The 19,945-nt window shown below is 62.1% G+C and carries 26 protein-coding genes; all 26 read left to right on the forward strand.

The genetic code is table 11. The features are described from left to right. Positions 1 to 396 precede the first annotated feature (396 nt). Positions 397 to 1,407 (forward strand): DUF2806 domain-containing protein, encoded by a 1,011-nt coding sequence (locus WBP07_RS12595; RefSeq protein ID WP_395391455.1) that lies wholly within the window; start codon positions 397 to 399, stop codon positions 1,405 to 1,407. A gap of 79 nt (positions 1,408 to 1,486) precedes the next feature. Continuing rightward, the gene (locus WBP07_RS12600) at positions 1,487 to 2,257 is read left to right on the forward strand and encodes a hypothetical protein (protein WP_395391456.1); all 771 of its coding nucleotides are present in this window, start codon (positions 1,487 to 1,489) and stop codon (positions 2,255 to 2,257) included. A gap of 421 nt (positions 2,258 to 2,678) precedes the next feature. Continuing rightward, on the forward strand, positions 2,679 to 3,002 hold the full coding sequence (locus tag WBP07_RS12605; protein ID WP_395391458.1) for a hypothetical protein: 324 nt from the start codon (positions 2,679 to 2,681) through the stop codon (positions 3,000 to 3,002). Positions 3,003 to 3,078: 76 nt separating this feature from the next. After that, positions 3,079 to 3,453 carry a LexA family protein gene (locus WBP07_RS12610; RefSeq protein ID WP_395391460.1) on the forward strand — a complete coding sequence of 125 codons (375 nt, stop codon included), beginning with the start codon at positions 3,079 to 3,081 and terminating at the stop codon, positions 3,451 to 3,453. A 291-nt stretch (positions 3,454 to 3,744) separates the two neighbouring features. Continuing rightward, complete coding sequence (locus WBP07_RS12615; protein WP_395391461.1) at positions 3,745 to 4,107, forward strand: hypothetical protein; 363 nt, start codon at positions 3,745 to 3,747, stop codon at positions 4,105 to 4,107. A 158-nt stretch (positions 4,108 to 4,265) separates the two neighbouring features. Next, on the forward strand, positions 4,266 to 4,565 hold the full coding sequence (locus tag WBP07_RS12620; protein ID WP_395391462.1) for a hypothetical protein: 300 nt from the start codon (positions 4,266 to 4,268) through the stop codon (positions 4,563 to 4,565). 178 nt (positions 4,566 to 4,743) lie between these two features. Further along, a complete protein-coding gene (locus tag WBP07_RS12625) occupies positions 4,744 to 4,926 on the forward strand; it encodes a hypothetical protein (protein ID WP_395391464.1) in 183 nt (60 codons plus the stop codon). A gap of 3 nt (positions 4,927 to 4,929) precedes the next feature. Further along, the gene (locus WBP07_RS12630; RefSeq protein WP_395391466.1) at positions 4,930 to 5,232 is read left to right on the forward strand and encodes a hypothetical protein; all 303 of its coding nucleotides are present in this window, start codon (positions 4,930 to 4,932) and stop codon (positions 5,230 to 5,232) included. A 34-nt stretch (positions 5,233 to 5,266) separates the two neighbouring features. After that, a complete protein-coding gene (locus WBP07_RS12635) occupies positions 5,267 to 5,911 on the forward strand; it encodes a DUF3164 family protein (protein WP_395391468.1) in 645 nt (214 codons plus the stop codon). A 10-nt stretch (positions 5,912 to 5,921) separates the two neighbouring features. Continuing rightward, positions 5,922 to 6,587 (forward strand): hypothetical protein, encoded by a 666-nt coding sequence (locus tag WBP07_RS12640; RefSeq protein ID WP_395391470.1) that lies wholly within the window; start codon positions 5,922 to 5,924, stop codon positions 6,585 to 6,587. Between the two features lie 326 nt (positions 6,588 to 6,913). Then, a complete protein-coding gene (locus WBP07_RS12645) occupies positions 6,914 to 7,561 on the forward strand; it encodes a hypothetical protein (protein ID WP_395391472.1) in 648 nt (215 codons plus the stop codon). 52 nt (positions 7,562 to 7,613) lie between these two features. Beyond that, entirely contained in the window at positions 7,614 to 9,632 is a 2,019-nt protein-coding gene (locus WBP07_RS12650; protein ID WP_395395790.1) for a phage terminase large subunit family protein, read from the forward strand. Between the two features lies 1 nt (position 9,633). Continuing rightward, positions 9,634 to 9,876, forward strand: a complete 243-nt coding sequence (gene gpW, locus WBP07_RS12655) for a gpW family head-tail joining protein (protein ID WP_395391474.1) — start codon at positions 9,634 to 9,636, stop codon at positions 9,874 to 9,876. Beyond that, positions 9,876 to 11,528 carry a phage portal protein gene (locus tag WBP07_RS12660; protein WP_395391475.1) on the forward strand — a complete coding sequence of 551 codons (1,653 nt, stop codon included), beginning with the start codon at positions 9,876 to 9,878 and terminating at the stop codon, positions 11,526 to 11,528. The genes gpW and WBP07_RS12660 overlap by 1 nt, the downstream gene beginning before the upstream one ends. Continuing rightward, positions 11,525 to 12,415 carry a S49 family peptidase gene (locus WBP07_RS12665; RefSeq protein ID WP_395391477.1) on the forward strand — a complete coding sequence of 297 codons (891 nt, stop codon included), beginning with the start codon at positions 11,525 to 11,527 and terminating at the stop codon, positions 12,413 to 12,415. The genes WBP07_RS12660 and WBP07_RS12665 overlap by 4 nt, the downstream gene beginning before the upstream one ends. 25 nt (positions 12,416 to 12,440) lie before the next feature. Further along, on the forward strand, positions 12,441 to 13,058 hold the full coding sequence (locus tag WBP07_RS12670) for a hypothetical protein (RefSeq protein ID WP_395391479.1): 618 nt from the start codon (positions 12,441 to 12,443) through the stop codon (positions 13,056 to 13,058). 24 nt (positions 13,059 to 13,082) lie between these two features. Further along, positions 13,083 to 13,499 carry a head decoration protein gene (locus WBP07_RS12675; protein WP_395391481.1) on the forward strand — a complete coding sequence of 139 codons (417 nt, stop codon included), beginning with the start codon at positions 13,083 to 13,085 and terminating at the stop codon, positions 13,497 to 13,499. A gap of 68 nt (positions 13,500 to 13,567) precedes the next feature. Then, positions 13,568 to 14,620, forward strand: a complete 1,053-nt coding sequence (locus tag WBP07_RS12680; protein ID WP_395391483.1) for a major capsid protein — start codon at positions 13,568 to 13,570, stop codon at positions 14,618 to 14,620. A gap of 41 nt (positions 14,621 to 14,661) precedes the next feature. Continuing rightward, positions 14,662 to 14,931, forward strand: coding sequence for a hypothetical protein (locus WBP07_RS12685; RefSeq protein ID WP_395391484.1), 270 nt, complete (start codon positions 14,662 to 14,664; stop codon positions 14,929 to 14,931). 3 nt (positions 14,932 to 14,934) lie between these two features. Beyond that, on the forward strand, positions 14,935 to 15,261 hold the full coding sequence (locus tag WBP07_RS12690) for a hypothetical protein (protein ID WP_395391486.1): 327 nt from the start codon (positions 14,935 to 14,937) through the stop codon (positions 15,259 to 15,261). After that, a complete protein-coding gene (locus WBP07_RS12695) occupies positions 15,258 to 15,800 on the forward strand; it encodes a hypothetical protein (protein WP_395391487.1) in 543 nt (180 codons plus the stop codon). Before WBP07_RS12690 ends, WBP07_RS12695 begins: the two co-directional genes overlap by 4 nt. Positions 15,801 to 15,812: 12 nt before the next feature. After that, positions 15,813 to 15,998 (forward strand): hypothetical protein, encoded by a 186-nt coding sequence (locus tag WBP07_RS12700; RefSeq protein ID WP_395391489.1) that lies wholly within the window; start codon positions 15,813 to 15,815, stop codon positions 15,996 to 15,998. A 6-nt stretch (positions 15,999 to 16,004) separates the two neighbouring features. Then, entirely contained in the window at positions 16,005 to 17,486 is a 1,482-nt protein-coding gene (locus tag WBP07_RS12705; RefSeq protein WP_395391491.1) for a phage tail sheath subtilisin-like domain-containing protein, read from the forward strand. 10 nt (positions 17,487 to 17,496) lie between these two features. Beyond that, positions 17,497 to 17,868, forward strand: a complete 372-nt coding sequence (locus WBP07_RS12710) for a phage tail tube protein (protein WP_395391493.1) — start codon at positions 17,497 to 17,499, stop codon at positions 17,866 to 17,868. Position 17,869: 1 nt separating this feature from the next. Continuing rightward, positions 17,870 to 18,154, forward strand: a complete 285-nt coding sequence (locus WBP07_RS12715; RefSeq protein WP_395391495.1) for a phage tail assembly protein — start codon at positions 17,870 to 17,872, stop codon at positions 18,152 to 18,154. A 114-nt stretch (positions 18,155 to 18,268) separates the two neighbouring features. Further along, positions 18,269 to 19,921: a transglycosylase SLT domain-containing protein gene (locus WBP07_RS12720; RefSeq protein ID WP_395391496.1), complete on the forward strand. Its 1,653-nt coding sequence runs from the start codon at positions 18,269 to 18,271 to the stop codon at positions 19,919 to 19,921. Positions 19,922 to 19,945 lie beyond the last annotated feature (24 nt).

Below are 19,945 nucleotides of genomic sequence, written 5' to 3' on the forward strand. Positions count from 1 at the left end.
CGTTCATTACGCACCTTCAACGCTATCCTTTTATCCGAGACCCTCAACTTGAGACTGTATGGTTTTTGCAGTCAACAGCCACCGCTTCGGCATTGAACAATGACTTGCGCGTCAAGTTGGATGACAATGACCGCCTAGTCGTTTCGAAGATGAACAGGGGTGAACACGCAGGCTGGCTGAATAAGGACGTATGGGCTTGGATAGACGCCAGGCTTTAGTCACTCGCAAGCAACCTTGACGGCGCGCACGGGAGCGATCGCTTTCGCGCGCGCCTGTTCCCCTGCGCGCAGAACACGGCGGAGGGTGTATCCGCCGCTAAGTCCAACTCCGGCGTCTGTCTAATGCGTCATCCAATTTTAGAACACTCGCTCCAAATAGGTTGAGGATTAATTTCAGATGGACAACGAAGGTCATCACGATCTCCCCGCCAGAATAGCAGACGCGATCAGCAGTGTTCCCAAGGCATGGGTACCATCCAGCGCGAAGGCGCTTGATCGACTTGGGGGAGCAATCATCGATATCCCTGTCGCCTGGTTGGCGCAGAAGAAAGCTAAGATTGATGCTCAAACAGAAGCTTTCAAGCTGGTCGAAGGCGCGATAGCAAAGGCGGCCGCGGATCAGGTCGGTTCCAATCCTGAGGTTCTTGAGCGCGCTATAGGCGTCCTTGTTCGAAAATCGTATCGGCAGCAGGCCAATAGAGAGGCGGTTGCGGTGGCGATGCTTGAAGACTTGTCGTCTCATGCCAAGGATGGCCCGGATGTGATTGAGACCGCACCAACCGAAGTGATTGATGATGACTGGCTGAACGTCTTCGAACGCTACGCTGAGGATGCTTCATCTGAACGGATGCAAAATCTATGGGGAAGAGTTTTGGCCGGCGAAGTGCGTACACCCGGCAGGTACTCTCTTAGAACACTTCGCTTCTTGTCAGAATTTTCGCAGGTCGACGCACTTAATTTTGCCGAGATCGCGAACTCGTCATTCAGCTATGTAATCCCGAAGATATTAGCGGTTCCGGAAGAACAGCAGGACATCAGTCAGCTGATTGCTATGCAATCCGCAGGTCTGTTGGAAGGTGTCACTGGCACACCAGGATTGACCAAAAGGTTCGTCTGCAATGACGAAGGCAAAGCATTCATGATCGAGGGCGATGTCGCGATCGGGTTCGACGCGGAACCGAACTTCATGGTCAGCGTCCCGGGGATTGTCCTCACTCCCCTCGCGATTGAGCTTTTGACCTTACTGCCTGCGAGGGATCGTCGCGCTGCGGCCCGAACCGTAGCACACGCCATGAGGTCATCGTCGATAAAGGCTGCACATCTTATGCGGGTCGATGCAACCAACACCGCACACCCAATGGAAATTTTGTGGGACGACACGGCTGCGCAAAATGTTGCAATCCCCTGATATGGACGCGCCGATGGGAACTCGCTTTCCACGCCAAAGCGTGTCAGCCGCAATGTTGTGTGTGAGGGGGAGAAGATAGTTGTCGCTAATACTACAGCCTTTTCGGGCTTTCGGGCTGGGGTTTGACCCGCTCACCATCATGGGCGTGATCAAAACAGGCAAACGGGGGGAACGCTGGGCTGTTGGACTCGGAGCGTTTGGTGTGCCGCTGTGGGTAGGGACCGCCATCGCCATGGACGTCAACAACGTTCACCGCGAACTGATATTTTTTCCAGCCATCATGGCCTTGATCTCATTCCTGTCATTCAACATCGGCATTCTGAGCTTTGAGTTTCGCAACAAAGTCCGCGAAGATGAAGAGGTTGTCGAACTCCAGGAACGAGTGCGAGCAGAGCCTGAGAAGCCCCAACTCGCGTGGGATCTCGCCCGTATCAAACTCGAAAGTTACCTCGACCGCAATCTTCGGCAGGTATCGTCAATTTATCTTTTGACAGTTACCGTGATGCTGTTTGGCATGGGATTGATCGGGGTCGGTGTTTGGCGATCAATTACTGACCCCAGCACCATCCAACCAGCGTCACTTGCAGCCCTTGCCGGCGTCATTGTTCAGATTATCGGCGGCACTTTATTACTGATCTACCGATCCACGATGGGCCAAGCAAAAGATTATGTCGTGGTACTAGAACGGATAAACGCAGTCGGTATGTCGATTAATATCCTCGAAGGGATTCAAACGGCAACGGAAATGCGCGAGAATGCGCGCGTACAGCTTTCAACGCGACTCTTGGAAATGTATGACTCCAGCGGCTCCCACGCTAGTCGCAAGAAGCGAAAAAGAGAGCACACCTAACGAACTCGGCCCATAAATACATCGCCGAGACTCATCGACTTCCCCCCTTATCCAAACCGAGTTTAACCAAACGCCGAATAGCTTCGGGACGGCCAGGCGCATCCTCCTCCATAGCGCGCCAAGCATCGATCGCCGCGAGCTGGTCGCGCTTAATGCGCACACTCACCTCTTCGCTGTCGACCCTTGGCCTACCCATGACAGACTTTTTACGCGTATTAAGTGTTGCCATGCCAACTTTATGCGCGCATAAAGTTCGGGCGGCAAGAGAGTTCGCTCCTCTCTGCCGCCCTGACCACAACCGATCGATAGGAGATCGTCCATGGCTACCGCTGCCTCTACCATTCACGCAGTTTCCGCCAATGCCCAATCGTGGCTCCATCGCATAATCGCGCAGTTCTCCGCGCCCGATGCGCCGGCACCGGTGCCGATCGAAACCGCCCTCGTAGATTTGCGCTTGATCCTTCGCCGCATCGAACATGCTCGGCGCGAACAAGCTCAATGGGATAGCCGCTACCTTGCCCAAACTGTACGACGAGCGATCATAGCGCCGCTCGAGGAACTAAACGTGATGGATGGCCTTCGGCGGCTGCAACATGGCGCCATCTTCGCGTTGGCTCCGATCGGCAGCATTGGCCAACTCCACGCACGGGATGGCATTGATGTCGATCGAGAGCTGGAAGAGGCGGCTTCGCTAATCCGCAAGGCCATTGCCGCCACGGAAGCTGCGCGTACGCCGCCTCTGTAAATCTCAGAAATTCTTGCTATGTTCTGCCCTGCGGGGTTGGGGCAGATCATGGGCAAAACAGGGAAGCACGACGCCGATGCGCGAGGTGGCTACTGACGCCTCGCTTCGGCTGAGGCCTGAAATGACGAGCCGGCGCCTTTTGGTGCTGGCTTTCGTCCGAGACTACATCAACCAGTGGGGCGAGAGCCCCTCCTACGGCGAGATCGCAAACGGTCTCGCGATTAGCGCAACGCGGGCGCGCCAGCTCGTGAAGTCGCTGGTGAAATCCGGCCAGGTGCTCCGCAAGCCAGGCCCGCGCGGGCTCTCGCTACCTACCCAAGTTGAGGATGCGATCCGCCAACTGCGCGAGCTCGGTTGGCAGATCGACGAACCGCAAGGCTTGGCCCTTCCCCCCTGCGCAGATTCATCTCTGCTCGCGCCCCCCATGCTGGACTACCACCCTTATCCTTAGGGCGGAGACACAAAGGCAATGGGAAAAAGTAAGACGCGGCGCATCAGGGAACGTGCAGCAGAGCCGGCACCCCAGTTGAGCCCGGCCCATCGGCGCTGGGCGGAGCGGCACCCGCGTCAGGCGCGCGAGGAAGATAGGCTTCAGCGTTACAACGCGCGCACCCTCAAGGATTGGGGCCACAAAGCCAACGGCACGCCCGAGACCCACGCCAAGGCGGCCGTGACGCGGCAAGGTGCAGTGGCCCGACTGTTTGAGGCAGGCGACATCGATGCCGTCCAGCTTTCCGCAGCTGTGTCCATCGCCGCGACGCATGCTCGCATCACTGGCGATGTCACCGTCAGCACAGTCAGCTTCGAAACACGCGTCGACCAGAGTGGCCGGGGCGATGCCAGGATCGTCGAAAAGCTCGGGACCGTGCGTGCGGAGGTCGCTTATTCGAATTGGCGCCGAACTGTCGATCACCCGGGTCTGATTTTTGCTGTCATCCTCGACGACGCCGGAATATCGATTGCGGCGAAACGGTTCGGCATGCGAAATTCGAGGGCCAAGAAGATCCTGATCGATGCGCTCGACCTATGGGACCGCCTGTCGATCAAGGCCTGCAAGATGATCGACGATGCAACGCTCGCTGCCGCCCAGGCGGGAATTCTTTGACCCCCTGCGCAAAATAGACCCTCCCATTTCGTCACCTGAAGCGGCAAATCTGCCCCCGCGATAGCTGCGTCCAACCTCGGTGGGCGGCAGTCTGAACCCGAGAAAGCCCGCCCACCGCACCAGGTTGGCGGGCTTTTTGCGTCGACAAGGGAAGCTCCATGACGAAGAAGGCTCATATCCTCGACAAGCGTGCGAGGGCACGCGCCTCCGTCGGCTTCACGCCGGTTCCGAACGTTCGCGTCGCGACCGCCCTGCAGTTCGCCTATCTGGCGCAGTTGGAGCTGGGCCTCACTCCGACGCAGGCTATGGAAGAAGCAGAGCGCGCAGTAGCGCGCCAGCTGCCCCCATTGCCGTTCGGCCGCCGCAGTTATCGCCTTCCCAAGCCCTCCCGCAGCGACGATCCGGCCTATTGCAAGTCGATCCTCGTCAAGCGTCGCTCACCGTGCGTGGCCGCGTAGCCGCTCGGCCGAGTCTTGCGGCTCAGCTGGACCAGGAGCGTAGCGAGCTCGACGAGATCCTAGCGGAACTCCAGCTGGGCGTGCGCAGCGCCCGCCATTACGACGCGCTCGAGGAGCGCGCCGCTAAAGTAGCGCGCGGGATCACCGCCGCCTTCCGAAGTAATCGAGGTTCGCCGGCATGATCGACCTTCGCCGTGCATCGCTGCTCGCCAATGGCGACGATAAGTATGCCGTGACCGTCTCGCGCGCCTGGCTGCGCGAAGTTGTCGCCGAGATCAGCGCATGCCGTGCAATGGCGAATGCGAAGCAGCCCACGCCTCATCTGGATGTCGCGTCCGACATGGCTGCGTCCAGATTCTAAGCCTTGTCGCTCGTCCTTTCGCATGTGCTGCAACTCGCGGGACCGGCCGCCGAACTCGTAACTCACTGCGAAAAGGCATGGGGCTCCGCCAATTTCAGCGGCCAGCGCCACACGATTGCCCTGCAGTTTTCCGGCGGCCCCAACACAGTTCACGGCGAAACGTTTATCGCCGCATTCCCTGACCATTTCTTCGACGTGGCCGACACGATCGTGGCTGACGCCGTCATCATCCATGTCGACCGCCACCTTGCGCCGGCGCCGAGAACACTCGTGACCGTCTGCCTCCTCACGATTGACGAAGCCTGACGGCCGCCGTGCAAAACATTCGAGGTATCGCCAAATGAACGAACAGGATCAGGCCTCACCGGGTCGTAGGTCGATCGACGGCCATACCTACTTCATCTCCGGCGATGGATCGCTAATTCCTGAAGGCACCGTCAAGACGGCCGATAAACTGCAGGACGAGATCGTTCGGCGGATCATCGACGGTGCGTTGCCTCTCTCCGCCCTGGTCTCGGATTTCCGGCAGAAGACCCTGGACGAAGTGGACGAATTCGTCCGCCTGCTCGAGCAGGAATATTCGGCGCGCCGTGGCGGGTCGAAAGGCAATCTCACCTTCACCAGCTTCGACGGGCTGTTGAAGATCTGCGTGCAGGTGAGCGAAAACGTCGTTTTTGGCCCCGAACTGCAGGTGGCCAAAGGCCTGGTGGACGATTGCCTTCGCGAATGGTCCGCTGGTAGCTGCGACGAGATCCGGGCCATCATTAACCGCGCCTTTGACGTCGACAACCAGGGCCGCATCAACCGAAACGATCTCTTCGGATTGCTGCGTCTGGAAATTGAAGACGCTCGCTGGCAGGAAGCCATGCGCGCGATCCGGGATAGTATCCGGGTGGTCGGTTCCAAGCGGTATGTCCGCATGTACCGACGGCCCAATCCGAAGGCCGCGTGGACAGCGATCGCCATCGACGTGGCAGCCGGCTAGTTCCACAGCCGTGGTCGCCATCCGCGCGGATTTTGATCTGTCGGCACTCCAACGCGCTGCCCGCGCCTTCGGCGCCGAGCAGATGCCATTTGCCGAGGCCCTCGCGCTGACCCGCCTGGCCAAAGGCGTATCGGCCGAAGAAACTCGTGCTGTCATCGACACGTTCGACAACCCCACCCCCTTCACGCAGAAAGCCTTCGCCATGCAGCCGGCGACGAAGGCCAAGCCGATCGCCTACGTCAACGCCAAGGATATCGCGGCCCAGTACCTCGCGCCTTATGTCTACGGTGGGGATCGCTCTCTCGGTACGAAGCGCACGATGCTCGTCCCGAAGGCGGCAGGGACCAACCAATACGGCAACCTGGCCCGCAACAAGCTCAAGACGCTCAAGGGAAAGCCCAATGTGTTCGTGGGCACGGTAACCACAAAGGGCGGCCAGAAGATCGCCGGCGTCTGGCAACGCCCTTCAGCGGCCAACGTCGGCCGTAGGAAGCGTGCTTCAGCCCGCCCGACACAATCCGGCCTGAAGCTGCTCATCCGCTTCAGCGACACCACGCAAGCGTCCAAGCACCTGCTCTTCTATGAACGGGCGCGTACGTATATCACCCGCAATGCTCGGGATGAATTCCGCGCCGCTCTCCGCCAGGCGCTCTCCACCACAAGGGGACGGAAATGATTCCTTGGTTCATCGTCGATCTGATCGGCTGTGTCGCTGGTTGGTTTGGCCGGGATGTCTATGCATCGGCGACCGGAAACAGCTGGCAGTGGGGCGCTGATCGACTTCACCTGGTGAAGCGGCCGCCTGGCTTGCCCCGGCCAACCCGGATGCCCCCCTGCCCCCGCAGCCGATCCGAAGGCTGGGGCGGCGACTGAGCCCCCTCCATACCGATTTGGGTCCCTCCCAGGGCCTTTGCATCGTGGGTATTGCGCGACCGTGTTGTGTGCCCAGCTACAGGTTCAAAAAGTTGGTTGCGGGGGGCAACCTGACCCGGATGGGGCGCCATGAAGACGGTATCGCTGACCGCCTACGCCGCCATGCATGGTGCGAGCCGGCAAGCTGCCGCGAAGTGGAAAACCCGCGGAGTTCTGGTCTTTTACGGAGACGGCATAGACGTCACCGCCTCGGATGTTCGCATGCGCGACGCCGGCCTCGGCCGCTTCAAAGAGGCTGCCCAGACGGCGCAACCAGACCCCGCAACCGCAACCCGCAACCGACGTGTGGTTGCGCGCGAGGTTGCGGCCACGGTTGAAGAAGTCGTCGACGATCTTCGCGCAGCGGCCGACGACGGCGAGATCGACGAGGACATCGCCGGCGGCTTCATCGAGCAGCTGCTCGCAGGCCACTTCCGCAGCAAGGTCCAGGCCAGTGCGATCAAGGAGAACGCTCTCGCCCTGAAGCACCTGCTCGTCGCCCAGAAGGAGGCCGACAAGCTCGTCGAGATCGAGGTCGCTGAAGCGGTCATCTTCGAAGACCGGCGCGCTGCGCGCGATGCCTGGATGGCCTGGCCCGGCCGGTTCGCCCCGCTCCTGGCCGCAGATCTCGACATCGACGGAGCCAAGCTCGCGGAAGCGCTGAAACCTTATGTCCATCAGCAGCTCAACGAGCTCGGAGAGCCGTTGCTCGACTTCACCGGCGACGGAGAAAGCTGAACGCCTTCGGCGCGCAGCGCGCCGGGGATGGACACCGCCACCGCGTATTAGCCTGCCGGACTGGGCCGATACCTTCCGCGTCCTCGCCCGCGAAGCCGGCAGCACTTCGGGGAAGTATCGCACCGGTCGCGTCGAGATCGCCCGCGGGCCCATGCTGGCGGCCACCGAACCCGGGGTGCGCAAGATCTCGGCGATGGTCGCCACGCAGCTGCTGAAGACTACGCTGATCGAGAACATCGTGGGCTACCACGCCCACCTCGATCCCTGCCCGATGCTGATCGTGCAGCCGAAAGATGCGGCTGCGGAACAGTTCTCCAAAGAACGTGTCGGACCGTTCATCAAAGCCACGCCGGTTCTGAAGAAGCTGATCGGCCAGACCAAGTCCCGCGATGCCGGCGACACGATCGACTACAAGGCCTTCCCGGGCGGCTTCCTAGGCATCGTCGGCGCCGGCAGTCCGGACAACCTTGCCCGCCGACCCGTCCGCATCGTCCTGTGCGACGAGGTCGACAAGTATTTGCCGCTGAAGGAGGGTGATCCACTCGCCATCGTCGAGGAGCGACAGGCAACCTTTGAATCCAACTCCCTCAACGTCGCGGTATGTTCCCCAACGGTCACGGGCGAGAGCAAGATCGAAGTCCGTTACCTCGCGTCGGATCAGCGCCGGGCTTCTGTCGAATGCCCCGAATGCGGGCATCGCCAGTTCCCAGACTTCTTTTCTCACGTGCACTGGGAAAAGGGCGATGGCGAAGATACCCACAGACCCGAGACGGCCCTAGTTTACTGCGAGCAGTGCGAGAGGGGCTGGACCGAAGGTCAGCGTCTGCGCGCTCTGGCGACTATTCGCTGGCACCAAACGCGTCCATTCGTCTGCTGCAACCAACGGCAGGATCCTCAGCAGGCTTATGCTGATGCGGTAAAGAAAGGCCTGCGAGATCCCATTGGGTTGATCTGGGACTGGTGGGAAAGCCCTCGCCATGCGGTCTATCGCGCTCGATGCGGTGATTGCGGTGACTGGGCAGTCTCAAATGAACATGCCGGATTTCAGGCCGGAAAACTCTTCAGCCCTTGGGCCAACGATGCACCCTCTAAGCAAGCGGCGAAATGGCTCGCTGCTACGGATGAGGACGGGAAGCAGACCTTCTACAACACCCAGCTTGCCAAGACGTATCGGAAAAACGTCGGCAAGGACATGGACCCAGACTCGCTCACCGCGAGGCGGGAAATCTGGGCTGCCCAGGTACCGGATGGTGTCGCGGTAATCACGATCGGCATCGACGTGCAGGACTACCGCGTCGAACTGGAAGTAGTCGGATGGGGCCGGGACGAAGAAAGCTGGTCGATTGACTACGAGATCTTCGACGGCGAGTTCGACGATCCCCGGCTCCAAGCGCGCCTGGACGAGTACCTGCAGAAGAAGTTTCACCGCGCCGATGGTCGACCGTTCGCGATCCATGCAGCCTGCATCGACACCGGCGGTCACCATACCAATGCCGTCTATGAATTCGCGAAAGCCCGCCTCGGCCGGTTCATCTGGGGCGTAAAGGGCGAAAGCGCCCGCACCGGTCAGCGAAATCCCGTCTGGCCGACGAAACGCCCGACCTCTCGGAGTAAGAAGACCTATCGGCCGATCATCGTCGGCGTGAACGCGGCGAAGGACACGATCCGGAACTATCTGGGCAAGGACAAGCCCGGCCCAGGCTACATGCACTTCAATGTCGAGCGTGATGCGATTTACTTCGCCCAGCTCACGGCCGAGCGGATCGTCATCAAGATGGTCGGCGGCCAGAAGTTCCGCATCTGGGAACTCCCTGGCGGCCGGGCGAACGAAGCGCTCGACTGCCGCGTCTACGCCTACGCTGCACTCCACGGTCTCATCCACCGCGGCTTCAAGCTGAACCGAGAGGCCGAGCGCGTGGGCGCAGTCGTCGAAGGCCAAACCGTCCTGCCGACGGCCGACAACACCACCGCCGCACTAAACACCGAGCCCGCAGGCCCAACCATAACCGCCGCCCCCACGGAGCGGCCGAAGAAGCGATCACTGGGCGCCATGCTGGCCCGAGGAGGATAACATGAGCGTATTTGCGGGCATGCCGCGCGAGCAGCTGCAGGCTGCTCTCACTGCCGCCCAGCAGGCGCTGATCGAGCTTCAGACCGGCAAGGCCTTCGCCTCCGTGTCCTACTCCCAAGGCGACGGGGCAAAGGCCGTGACCAGGCGCGTCACCACCGTTGCAGAATGCACCGCACTCATCGCGCAGCTGCAAGCCGCGCTCGGCATGCGCCAGCGCCGCCGCGCGTTCCGGTTTACCTACTGATGGAGGGCCCCGTAAGGATCCTCGACGCACAGGGTAATCCCATGGCCCCGGCCCGCAGGCCGGCCATGGGTCTCGCCGGCGGCGGCCGCAACGTGCCCTACGATGCGGCGGACCTCTTGGGATCCCATACCCGGGAATGGCAGCCGTACCTGTGGTCGCCGGACGGCGAGCTCAATCCGTGGCGCGATACGATCGTCGCGCGCATGCGCGACCTGGTGCGCAACGACGGTTGGGCGTCAGGTGCGGTCACCCGCATCCTGGACAATGCCGTCGGCGCAAACTTCCGCCCGATCGCAAAGCCCGACTATCGCGCCCTCGCAATCCTGACCGGCATCAAGGGCTTCGACGAGCAGTGGGCGTACGAGTATTCGAAGGCGCTCGATGCCAGCTACCGCACCTGGGCGAACAGCCGGGGTCGTTGGTGCGACGTTCAGCGCCGGCAGTCGGCATCGCAACTCTTTCGCCTCGGCTTTCGCCACAAGCTGATCGACGGCGATGCCCTTGCGATGGTCCAATGGCGTAATGAGCGCCTAGGCCGCGGTCGAGCCCGATACGCCACCGCGCTGCAGATGATCGACCCCGATCGGCTTTCCAACCCGAACTACAAGTTCGACGATCAGCTGATGCGCGGCGGCTGTGAGGTCGACGACGACGGCGTCACTGTCGCGTACCACATTCGACGGGCGCACCAAGGGGATTGGTTCTCCGCTTCCGACAGCCTCCGCTGGGATCGCATTGAACGTGAGACCGATTGGGGCCGCCCCGTCATAGTCCACGACTTCGATACGGAGCGCTCCAACCAGCACCGCGGTGGCGTCGGCATCCTTGGCCCGGTGATGACCCGGCTCAAGATGCTATATCGTTACGATATCGCTGAACTGGACTCGGCCATCCTCAACGCGATCCTTGGTGCCTGGCTGGAAAGCCCCTTCGACCAGGAGTTTGCCCAGGAAGCACTTGAAGGCGGTGAAAAGCTCGGCGCCTATCAGGACGCGCGTCTCGACTACCACGAGCAGGCCAACATCCGCGTTCCCGGAACGGGATCGATCTTGCCCAAGCTCTTCCCGGGCGAAGGCATCAAGACGCTCGATGCCAAGCGTCCGTCTTCGAACTTCGGGATTTTCGAAAAGGCAGTACTGCGCAATGTCGCTTCGGCCGCCGGCATGTCCGCCCAGCAGGTCAGCAACGACTGGAGCGACGTGAACTACAGTTCGGCGCGCGGCGCCATGCTGGAGTTCTGGAAGACAATGACCCGCCGGCGCGACGATTTCGCGTCGGGCTTCTGCCAGCCCATCTTCGGGGCCTTCGTGGAAGAGGCTCACGAGATCGACGATCTCCCCCTGCCCGCCGGCGCGCCGGAGTTCCTGGAACACCCAGAAGCGTATTCACGCGCCAAATGGATTGGGCCCGGACGTGGCTGGATCGATCCGGTGAACGAAGTGAAGGGCGCGATCCTGGGCATGGACGCCGCGGTCATGGATTACGACGAGATCTGCGCCGAGCAAGGCGTGGACGGCGACGACATGATCCTTGCCCGCAAGAACACCATCCGCCGGTTCCGCGAAGCCGGGCTCGAGCCGCCCAGCTGGGCAGGCATGGGCCTCAACGACGTGCCAGCGAACAAGACGATCGAGGATCCGTCTCCCCAATGACCCGCTTTGCCAACCTCGCCACGCGCCTGTTCAACACGCCGCTCGCCATCCACCCTCGCAAGGCCGAGGTTGTCATGGCGGGTCTGGCAGAGCGGCTAGGCATTACCAGCATCGCCCACCTCGAAGGTGCGCCGGTCCGGCCGCAAGCGTGGTTCGATGACGACGACGACTTTTTCACCGGCGGTCGCGAGACGCGGGCAGACCCGGGCTACGACGTCTTCAACGGCGTTGCGGTGCTCCCTGTGTCCGGCACGCTGGTCCACAAGCTCGGCTCGCTCCGCCCCTATTCGGGCATGACCGGTTATGACGGCATCCGTCAGGCCTATCTCACGGCGCATGACGATCCCGACGTTTCAGCGATCGCCTGCGTCTACGATTCGGGCGGGGGTGAAGTCGCCGGCTGCGCCGATCTCTTCGAAACCATGCTCGATATGCGCGGCAACAAGCCGGTCTGGTCGATCCTGTCGGAAAGCGCCTACTCGGCCGCGTACTGGTTGGCGTCGACCGGCGACAAGGTCATTGTCCCTCGTACGGGTGGCACCGGCTCGATCGGCGTCATCTGCATGCATGTCGATTGGTCGGAAGCGCTGTCCAAAGCGGGCCTGAAGGTCACGTTCATCACCCCGGAGTGGGCCGAGCGAAAGGCCGATGGCCATGCGGAGATCCCGCTCAGCGCCGAGGCCCTCGCCAACTTTCAATCCGAGATCTCCGCCATGGGCGAGATCTTCGCAGATTCGGTCGCACGTGCTCGCGGCCTCACCACAGACAAGGTCAAGGCCCTGAAGGCCGGGACTTTCATGGGCGCACTCGGCGTCACCAACGGCTTGGCCGATGCGGTGATGGCGCCCGAGCAGGCTTTCGCGGCCTTGCTCGCCGAGGTCGCCTGACCACCAGAATAGCCGGAGACACCCGATGTCGAAGAAAACCCTGGCGACGGGAACGTCCCCGTTCGCCCACCTGTTTGGCAGCTTCCGTGGCGCCAAGCGCGCCGAGGACGATGAAACCGAAATCCCCGAGGCAGAAGAGTCCGAGGACGAGCCGAATCCTGGCGCCGAGGAAGGCGAGGACGAGCCCGAAGAGAAGGGCAAAAAGGCTAAGCGCGCCAAGAAGGCAAAACGCGCCGAGGATGATGACGAAGATCAGGATCCTGAGGCCGACGACGGCGACGATGACGACATCGATGCCGAAGAGGAAATGGAAGAGGACGAGCGCAAGGCATTCCGCCAAGGCATCGCTCTAGGTCGAGCACGTGAAAACGCGCGTTGCTCCCGCATCTTTCTGCATCAGGGTGCCGGCGCGCGTCCGGATCTCGCCGCCACCCTTGCTTTCGGCACGCGCAACAGCAGCGCCGAAGCTGGCCGCATCCTCGGCACTGTCGGTACCGGTAAAGCTCCGCGTGGCTCCGGCCTCGATGCCCGCATGGGCGCTCGCCGTGAAGCACGCCCCGGCGCGGACACCGCGCCCTCGTCTTCGGCCAAACCGAACTTTGGCGCGCGCGTTGCCGCCGCCGTGAAGAAGGCCGGCCGCTAAGGCGCCGGGCCCAGGAGAAACACCATGGTCACCCCTACCAACTACGGGAACAACCCGTTCCAGCCCGGCATGTCGCAGGATGTTTTCGTCCCCGACCAGCTGATCGCCGGCGACCTGAAGATCGTCACCAAGACCGTGACGATCGCGGCCGGCGCCGGCGCGCTGAAGCGCGGTACCGTGCTCGGCAAGAATTCGACGGACGGCACCTACAAAACCGCACTGTCGGCATCGGCGGACGGTACGCAAACACCTGTCGCGATCCTGGCCGACGATGTCGACGCGAGCGGCGCCGCAGTTCTCGCCGGCATCTACCAGATGGGTGAATTCAACGGCAACGCGGTCATTCTGGGCACGGGCATCACCCTTGCCGCTGCGACCTCCGCGCTCGAAGCCCAGAACATCTACCTGAAGACTTCGGTCTCGGCCGCCGACCCGACCTGATCGGGCCCTTCATCCCAACAGCATTCTAGGGCGCCTCCGGGCGCCCTTTTCTTTTCCAGGAGGGCCGAATGGCCGATTCTCTCTCGTACACGACCGCGGAAATCGTCCAGGTCGTTCCCAACCTCAAGGTCGCGCAGAACTTCCTGCTCGATCGCTTCTTCCCCAACATCGTCGAATTCGACACGGAGGAAGTCGCGATCGACGTCGACGTCGGCCTGCGCCGCATGTCGCCGATGTGCTCGCCCCTGGTCGAAGGCAAGCTGGTCGAACAGCGCCGCTATCTGACCAACAAGTTCAAGCCGGCCTACATCAAGGACAAGCGCGCGCCGGATCTGCGCAAGCCGGTTCGCCGCCAGATCGGTGAACGTATCGGTGGCGAGCTCACCGGCGAAGAGCGAATGATGGCCAATCTCAACTTCGAGATGGGCGATCAGGTGGACATGGTGAACCGCCGCCTCGAATGGATGGCCGCCAGCGCGCTCACGACCGGCACGATCACGATTTCGGGCGATGGCTTCCCGACCACGGTCATCGACTTCGGTCGCGCCTCCACCCTGACAATCGCCCTCACCGGCGCCGCACGCTGGGGCCAGACTCTGAATGCTGCCGGCCGCGACACGAACATCACTGGCCAGATCGACGCCTGGGCCGCGGCGATCCTGAAGTCGTCCGGCGCAGTCGTCACCGACCTGGTCTTCACCACCACCCCGTGGGCGAAGTTCCTGCAGGCCGAGGGCGTCCAGGGCGCGATCTACTATCCTGCGCTCGCCAGCCAGGGCAATGAGGTCAACCCGGGCTCGCAGGTAAAGGCCGGTGCCGTCTACAAGGGCCGCTGGGGCCAGTATGACCTGTGGCTCTACAACGACTGGTACATCGACGCGAACGGCGCCGAGCAGCCCATGCTGACCGATGGCACTGTCATCATGTCGGGCGGCGAAGCGCTGATGGGCACCCGCGCCTTCGGCATGATCATCGACCCGCGGTTCGCTTACGGCGCGATGGCTTATGCGCCGAAGACCTGGATCCAGGAGGATCCAGCGCAGCAGATGCTGATGATGCAGTCGGCGCCGATTGTCATCCCGAGCCGCGTCAACGCCTGCCTCTGCGCCACCGTGCTCTGAGCCCGGCCCGCAACCTACCCTCGATCTGAAGGATACCGATCATGGCAACCGCCAAGAACATCTCCACGTCCTCGGAAGACAGTGCCGCTTCCGAGGACAGCAATACCGCCGAATTCACCGTTGCCCCGCGCCGCACGGTTCATGTCAACGGCAAGGACTACGGCCCTGGCGAGTCCGTCACTCTCGATATCGAGGAAGGCGAATACCTGCGTGATCGCGGTTTCTTCACCGAGGAAGACGGCACTGTCACGGTGTCGACCTCGGGCCCGGCCGTGAATCAGGAAGACGGCGTCCGCAAGGACGAGGTCTGATCCGTGTCGATCGACTGGGATGACCTCGTCCTGGGCCCGACCATGGGCCTCTTCGGCGACGAGGTCATCTACACACCGCGCGGGGGCACGCCAGTGACGATCCCCGACGCGGTGTTCGACGAGGAATCCACCGATCTGCAGTTGGATCAGGACGGACAGACGTCCACTCAGCGTCGCCCCGTTCTGGGCATCCGGACAAGCGCCCTGCCCGCCCCACCGCAGCAAAGCGACCGGGTGCAGATCGTGAAGACGGGAAAGGTCTACGTGGTTCGAGAATCGATCCCTGATGGCCACGGCCACGTGCTGCTCAAACTGATGACCACCGCATGACCACGTCTCTGGATCTCCTCGATCTCGTCCAGTCTGCCATCGCGGCTGCGGGTACCGATGCCGGCGATCGCGTCTACCGGCCGGGCGACTGGCCATCACAAGAGGCCACGATCCCGCAGATCAAGCTGCGGCTCCTGAGCGAAAATCGTGCATCGATTTCACGAAGTGGTGCACCGCAGTTCACCACCACTGCAACGATCCGCGCGTTCCTCGAGGTCCAGGCGCCGGCATCGGAAGATGATGTCGGCGCCGGCATTGCCGAGGCTGCAGCCTGGAAGCTGAAGCGACAGGTCGAAGTGGCGGTGGTCAATTCCTACCCGCTGACCCAACAGATCCAGCAGATCGCCAGCATCCGCGCCCAGTTCGCCTTCAATTCCGAAGGTGCCATGCACCTGGCGATGGTCGTGCTCGATCTGGATCTCGAATTCTACGAAGGGCCCGACAACTTCGCGCCCATCCAGGCCGACGATCTCGAAGAGATCTCGCTCACCGCCACCAATTACCCGCCCGTCACCCTGACCGCCGGGCTCACCGAGTAACAGGAGACCGCCATGCGCGTAGTCAGCGTGCCGGGACGACGCATTGTCGACCCGGTGACCCGCCGCGTCGTCGACGAGCGAGGAATCGTCGTCAATCCCCACGATCCGCACTGGACCCGCCTCATCGATGAAGGCGACGTCGCGATCGGCGCCGACGAGACCGTCAGCGCCAGCGATGCCAAGGGCGCGAAGGAGTAAGCCCCCATGAGCATCAACTTCTCGAACATCCCCTCGAACCTGCGCGTCCCGCTCTTTTACGCGGAACTCGATCCTCGGTTCGCAAACACCACGCCGATCGCGCAGCGCGGCCTTTTGATCGGCCAGATTACGGCGGCCGGCACATATACTCCGGGCGTACCCGTACAGCTGACCTCGGTCACCGATGGCATTTCTGGCGCCGGCGCTGGCTCAGTGCTCGCCGGAATGGTCCAAGCCTGGCGCGACAACGACAAGACCGGCGAAGTCTGGCTTCTTCCGATTTCGGACGATGAGGGCGCTGCAGCCGCAACGGGAAAGCTCACGGTCACCGGCACGGCTACCGGCAGCGGCACGATCCCGCTCTACGTCGCCGGCACCAAAGTACCGGTCACCGTAGCCGCCGGCGATACGGTTGCTGCGATCGCGACGAATACCGCCGCGGCTATCAATGCCGCGGCCGTCCCTGTCACTGCTGCGGCCGCTGCCGGCGTCGTCACCCTCACCGCCCGAAATAAGGGCCTCGTCGGCAACGAGATCGACCTGCGGCTATCGTATCTCGGAACCGCCGGGGGTGAGAGCCTTCCGGAGGGCGTGGCTATCGCAATCGTCGCGATGGCAGGCGGGGCGACCAACCCGTCCCTCGCCTCCGCACTGGCGGCGCTGGGCGACAAGACCTTCGACTTCATCGTCCTGGGCATTAACGACGCGACGTCGCTGAACGCAGTCCAGGCCCTGCTTCTCGATAGCACCGGCCGCTGGTCACCGATGCAGCAGCTCTATGGACACGCGTTTACGGCGGCGCGCGGCACCGCCGGCACGCTGGCAACTCTCGGTGCTGGCCGGAACGACCAGCACCTCTCGATCATCGGCTTCAATGACAGTCCCTCCCCATATTGGGTCTGGGCTGCGGCGATCATCGGCCAGGCCGCTGTCAGCCTGCGCGATGATCCGGCGCTGCCCCTCCAGTACTTGACCGTATCCGGTATCCTTGCGCCGCCGATCGCCTCGCGCTTTTCGATCGGTGTTCGCAACTCGACCCTGCTCTACAGCGGCATATCTACCTGGCAGGTGGATCCGACCGGCAACATCGTGATCGAGAATATCGTCACGACCTACATCACGAACAGCCAGGGCAACGGCGATAACTCGTATCTCGAGCTCGAGACGATGTTCACGCTGATCTATGTCCTTCGGTTCATGCGATCGCGCATCGAGACGAAATTCGGTCGCGTAAAGCTGGCGGCAGACGGCACGCGCCTCATCCCGGGCAGCCAAGTCGTCACGCCATCTTCCATACGTGCTGACCAGATCGCCGCATACCGCGAGCTCGAAGAGGCCGGCTTCGTCCAGAAATCGGATGACTTCGCGGCGAATCTGATCGTCGAGAAAGACGCCAACACCCCCAACCGCGTGAACGTCCTCTGGCCGGGCACGCTGATCGAGCAGCTGCGCGTCTTCGCCATGCTGGTCCAGTTCCGCCTGACCTGAGGACACCACGATGGCCAACAACAATCTTATCGCTGGCTTCGCCTACATCACGATCGACGGCAAATCCTATGCCATCGCCGGCGAAGGCAACTATCGCGTTTCTACCAACAAGCGAGAGACGCTAATCGGCCAGGACGGCGTTCACGGCTACTCCGAAACGCCCACCGCCGGCATGATCAGCTGGCAGGGTCGGGACAGCGGCGCCCTGAGCATCACCGATCTGAATGATGCCGTCGACGTCACTGTCCAGCTCGAACTCGCCAACGGCAAGAATGTGATCGCCCGCAATGCCTGGCGCGCCGGCGATCCCGTGGAAGTTAGCAGCGAGAATGCGACCTTCAACGTCGTCTTCGAATCTCGCGACGTGAAGGAGGTCATGTAAGATGGATACCGTAGCATCTGCACCTGAAGGGCAGGTCGCAGCCATTCCCGACGATATGGTCATCACCCTTCGCAAGCCTGTCGAGCATGGTGGCATGACGTACACCGAGCTCTCGCTCAAGGAACCGACGGCCGCCCAGTGGGGTGAATGGGACGGCATGAAGGGCGTGGAAGCCGACCTCATGGCCGTCTCCGTCGTATCGGGCATCCCCCGCCAGGCCATCGCCAAGATCGGCGCACGAGATCTGATCCTGGCATCGAGGTACATCGCCCGTTTTTTGGACTGAAGCCGCCTGACTGGCGCCAACGTCTGATCGTGCTCGGCCGGATGTTCGGCAAACTCCCGGACGAAGTAGCCACCCGGCCCTGGTCGGTTCTCAATTCATGGTTGGAATGGGCGGATGAGTGACGAAGTCGCCCGGGTTGGCATTGGCATAGTCGCCAATGACCGCAGCGAGGCCGGGTTCAAGGCGGTCGAAAAGCGTGCGGCGCAGTCGCAAAAGCGCATCGGCAACCTCAACCGGAAGGCGTTCAACGACAACGATCGCGCCACCGCGCGCAGCACGAAGTCGATCATCGGCTCGCTCGGCCGGATCGAGCAGGCGGCTGCACGTGCGCTGGGCGGCCGGTCCCTCACGTCCGGCCTGGCCGGCCGGTTCGGCGCGGTCACCGAGGCCGCCTCCGCCATGGGGGAAGGCATGGCGAGCGCGTCGGTAGCTGGCGGCCTGCTCGAAGGTGCTGTTGGCGGCGTGGCCATGGCGGTTGGCGGGACGATCGCCGTGCTGGGCGCAGCTGCCTATGCGGCGTTCAAGTTTACCAACAGTTGGGCCCAGGGAGCAGCCCAGCTAGCGCGCACGGCAGAGATTATCGGGATTTCGACCAAGGCATTGACCGAGTTCTCCTCGGCGGCCGAGCGCGTCGGCGTCGATAAGGGAGCAGCAGTCGGTGCCGTTGGAAGCTTGTCCCAGACGCTGAACGACGCCCGCTACGGACGTAACACACAGGCGCTTGAAGTCCTTCGGCGCCTGGGCGTGGGCATGAAACTCAACAAGGACGGCACTGTCGACACCGCAGCCATGCTGCCGTCGATCGCCAACGCGATCCAAGGCCAGAACTCCAGCGGGCGCCGCACGGTAGCTCGCCTGCTGGGCATTCCTGAATCGGCATTGCCTGCCTTTAGCCAAGGCGGCAAAGCACTCGCAGCCGACATGAAGGACTCCGACGACACCGGCGTCGTCATCAATGACGCCGATGGTGAAATGGCGAAAAGGGCTGCTCGCAAAGGCGTTCTGGTTGGCCAATTGAAAGACCGCAGCTCCAATGACAGCGCTCGGGAAGCCGCCCGTCGCCTACTGGACGGCAAGATTGGAGACGCTGTCGTAGACGGTGCTCAGGCTCTCGATGCGGCGATCCATGGCGATTTCAAGCCGGCTGTCGACAAGTTTAAGCACGCTGTCGACAACCTAGTCGACGGTACTCGCAACGTGTTCGGTGGCGGTGGAAGCTCGCCAACCGTTGGTAATCTCGCAACCCGAATTGAAAAGCTGGGTGAGCGTTCCAGACAGAACCAGGTTAGCCCCAAAGGGGCCATCGGCGTCATGCAGGTGATGCCAGCAACGGCCCGAGCCACGGCAGCTCGTCTCGGAATTCCCTTCGATGAAGCCCGGTACCGTCAGGATGAGGGCTACAACCGGATGCTTGGACAGCAGCACTTGGGCTTTCTCCTCCGTCGCTACGACGGCAATGAGACCCTTGCTTCCGCTGCCTACAACGCGGGCGAAGGTAGGGTAGACCAGTGGCTCAAGTCGATCGGCGACCCCCGAAAGGGACAGATTTCCGAGCAGCAATTTGCTTCTCGCATTCCGTTCAAGGAAACCCGCAATTACGCCCAGCGCGTGATGGATGGCCACTACGGCGAGCGTAGCCAGATCCCTGTGAAGGTTGAAATTCAGGTCAACCAGCAGGGCAAGGTGACCAAGGTCCAGACCAAGACTGGTGGAGGCAACGCACCTGCCGTCAGCCATGCCATGAACATGGGCGCGTACCGCTACTGACCGACCACAGGGCGGCGAGATCAT

Source organism: Novosphingobium oxfordense, from assembly GCF_044029435.1.
Classification (GTDB): Bacteria; Pseudomonadota; Alphaproteobacteria; order Sphingomonadales; family Sphingomonadaceae; genus Novosphingobium.